Raw genomic sequence first — 3,817 nt, 5'->3', positions numbered from 1 at the left:
CATCTTGTCCGTTTTCGGATTTATGGCAATGCCGCGGGTGGAATTTGAGAGGATTGTTTTGCCGATAATGCCCGAACGCAAAAACCCCGCTGTTTTAAGAGCGGGGTTTTAGATAGAATTTGGTTGCGGGGGCAGGATTTGAACCTGCGGCCTTCAGGTTATGAGCCTGACGAGCTACCGGGCTGCTCCACCCCGCGTTGATAGTTTTATTATAGCATAAAGGCCGCAGTAGCGGCCTTTTGATTGGGGTTGAGCCCGTTTTTGTGAATGAGAAGATTTGAAGTTGCGTTTTGCAGACCTGGCAGCGACCTACTCTCCCGCGTCTTGAGACGAAGTACCATTGGCGCTGGGGCGTTTCACGGCCGTGTTCGGAATGGGAACGGGTGCAGCCGCCCCGCGATAACCACCAGGTCGGCAAAACGCAACAACATAAGTTGTTTTCGAGAAGCTGGAGAGCCGAGGCCCTATTTAATTTAACACGTCTCACTTGACCCATCCGTATTCCACCTTTGCTCAACAGTGAGCGGGGCAGCCATACAGACCAGAGGTCGTCGCGCCTTTTGGCGCGGCCCGTCCGGAGCCCTTCGGGCGTCAGGACAGAAGAATGATGTCATCAAGCTTTGCTTGATGAACATATTCAATGGGAACGAAGAAGTCGATCGAGCTATTAGTAACGGTAAGCTTCACACATTACTGTGCTTCCACACCCGTCCTATCAACGTGGTCGTCTTCCACGGCTCTGATAGGGAACACTCGTTTTCAGGTTGGTTTCCCGCTTAGATGCCTTCAGCGGTTATCCATTCCGTATATAGCTACTCTGCTATGCCCTTGGCAGGACAACAGATCCACCAGAGATACGTCCATCCCGGTCCTCTCGTACTAGGGACAGATCCTGTCAATATTCCTACACCCACGGCAGATAGGGACCGAACTGTCTCACGACGTTCTGAACCCAACTCACGTACCGCTTTAAATGGCGAACAGCCATACCCTTGGGACCTGCTCCAGCCCCAGGATGCGATGAGTCGACATCGAGGTGCCAAACAACCCCGTCGATATGGACTCTTGGGGGTCATCAGCCTGTTATCCCCGGCGTACCTTTTATCCGTTGAGCGATGGCCCTTCCACACGGGACCACCGGATCACTATGACCGACTTTCGTCTCTGCTCGACTTGTCAGTCTCGCAGTCAGGCTAGCTTATGCCATTGCACTCGACGACCGATTTCCGACCGGTCTGAGCTAACCATCGCGCGCCTCCGTTACTCTTTCGGAGGCGACCGCCCCAGTCAAACTACCCACCATACACTGTCCCGGATCCGGATAACGGACCGCGGTTAGACATCCACGAAGATAAGGGTGGTATTTCAAGGATGGCTCCACAAAGACTGGCGTCCCTGCTTCAAAGCCTACCACCTATCCTACACATGCCTTGGCGAATGCCAGTGTAAAGCTATAGTAAAGGTGCACGGGGTCTTTCCGTCTGACCGCAGGAACCCCGCATCTTCACGGGGAATTCAATTTCACTGAGTCTATGTTGGAGACAGCGGGGAAGTCGTTACGCCATTCGTGCAGGTCGGAACTTACCCGACAAGGAATTTCGCTACCTTAGGACCGTTATAGTTACGGCCGCCGTTTACTGGGGCTTCAGTTCAGAGCTTGCACCCCTCCCTTTAACCTTCCAGCACCGGGCAGGCGTCAGACCCTATACGTCGTATTGCTACTTCGCAGAGCCCTGTGTTTTTGATAAACAGTCGCTACCCCCTGGTCTGTGCCACCCCATCATACTTGCGTACAAAAGGGTCACGCTTCTTCCGAAGTTACGCGTGCAATTTGCCGAGTTCCTTCAACATAGTTCTCTCAAGCGCCTTGGTATACTCTACCTGACCACCTGTGTCGGTTTCGGGTACGGTCTATACGGTGGAGCTATTTCCTGGAACCTCTTCGCCGCCCAACCAATCCAATAAGGTTGAACAACACACGAGATCCGTCACTACCACCAGGCCCACGAATATTAACGTGGTTCCCATCGACTACGCGTGTCCGCCTCGTCTTAGGGGCCGGCTAACCCTGCTCAGATTAACTTTAAGCAGGAACCCTTGGTCTTTCGGCGAGGGAGTCTCTCACTCCCTTTATCGTTACTCATGTCAACATTCGCACTTCCGATATCTCCAGCAGCCCTCACGGGTCCGCCTTCACAGACTTACGGAACGCTCCGCTACCACACATCTTACGATGTATCCTCAGCTTCGGTGCATGGCTTTAGCCCCGTTACATTTTCGGCGCAAAGACCCTTATTTAGACCAGTGAGCTGTTACGCTTTCTTTAAATGATGGCTGCTTCTAAGCCAACATCCTGGTTGTTTTGGGATCCTCACATCCTTTCCCACTTAGCCATGACTTGGGGACCTTAGCTGGAGGTCAGGGTTGTTGCCCTTTTCACGACGGACGTTAGCACCCGCCGTGTGTCTGCCGACTAGTACTCCTCGGTATTCGGAGTTTGGTTAGGATCAGTAAGACGGTGAGTCCCCATAGCCCATCCAGTGCTCTACCCCCGAGGGTATTCGGTCGACGCTCTACCTAAATAGATTTCGCGGAGAACCAGCTATTTCCGAGTTTGATTGGCCTTTCACCCCTAGCCACAAGTCATCCCGAACTATTGCAACAGTTATGGGTTCGGCCCTCCAGTTGGTGTTACCCAACCTTCAGCCTGCTCATGGCTAGATCACTCGGTTTCGGGTCTAATGCAACTAACTCAATCGCCCTATTCAGACTCGCTTTCGCTGCGCCTACACCTACCGGCTTAAGCTTGCTAGTTACACTAAGTCGTTGACCCATTATACAAAAGGTACGCCGTCACCCTTGCGGGCTCCGACTGTTTGTAGGCATCCGGTTTCAGGTTCTATTTCACTCCCCTCGTCGGGGTGCTTTTCACCTTTCCCTCACGGTACTTGTTCGCTATCGGTCATGCACGAGTACTTAGGCTTGGAGAGTGGTCTCCCCATGTTCAGACAGGATTTCACGTGTCCCGCCCTACTCAAGGACAATGACTGTTCTACGCGTAAGGGGCTATCACCCTCTATGGCCGACTTTTCCAAATCGTTCCGCTTTATTCATCATTGCCACTGGCCTGGTCCGCGTTCGCTCGCCACTACTTGCGGAGTCTCGGTTGATGTCCTTTCCTGCAGGTACTTAGATGTTTCAGTTCCCTGCGTTCGCTTCTTACCCCTATGTATTCGAAAGTAAGATACCTTATCACAATGCTTGGAAACCCAGGCCGTTCGTTAAAACAGACTGGATTTTCCAAGCATTTAAGGTGGGTTGCCCCATTCGGAGATCCATGGATCAAAGCTTATTCGCAGCTCCCCACGGCTTTTCGCAGCGTATCACGTCCTTCTTCGCCTGTGCATGCCAAGGCATCCACCAAATGCCCTTAATTCACTTCTTCGTTCTCATTGTCTATGCTCATCCATAGCCGTTCCTTCGGAACGGCAATCCGATTACCTTTTACAACCAGATTATTTCCTGATGACATCGACGTGTCGGTACGGTCTTCTTTGAGGGCACGCCGGTGCACCTCGAAGCCATACCATTAAGACCAGCTTCTCGAGATATCATCCGGTGATGCGCGGTCAGGCAACACCAATCCAGCATCTTCATCAGAGGAACCGAAGTTCCAACAACAAAAATGCCTCGGACAAGCTTTCCTACCTACCTCCAATCCCTCCACCAATTCCGGCCGACTAAGCCATCTCATGGTTTCTCTGGGACTGGGCTCGGACGTTTCAAACCACAAGGGCTTAAAACACCTGGAAGCTTC

Annotated in this window: 1 tRNA gene and 2 rRNA genes; all 3 read right to left on the bottom strand. The window is 52.3% G+C overall.

The features are described from left to right. Positions 1–120 precede the first annotated feature (120 nt). Positions 121–197 (bottom strand) — tRNA-Met (locus tag QD336_RS24190). A gap of 99 nt (positions 198–296) precedes the next feature. Further along, positions 297–411 (bottom strand): 5S ribosomal RNA (gene rrf / locus QD336_RS24185). 235 nt (positions 412–646) lie between these two features. After that, a 23S ribosomal RNA gene (locus QD336_RS24180) occupies positions 647–3,445 on the bottom strand. Between the last annotated feature and the right edge of the window lie 372 nt (positions 3,446–3,817).

This window comes from Rhizobium sp. BR 250 (assembly GCF_047445855.1).
Taxonomy (GTDB): Bacteria; Pseudomonadota; Alphaproteobacteria; order Rhizobiales; family Rhizobiaceae; genus Agrobacterium; species Agrobacterium tumefaciens_I.
This window is presented reverse-complemented; position numbering and strand designations above follow the sequence as displayed.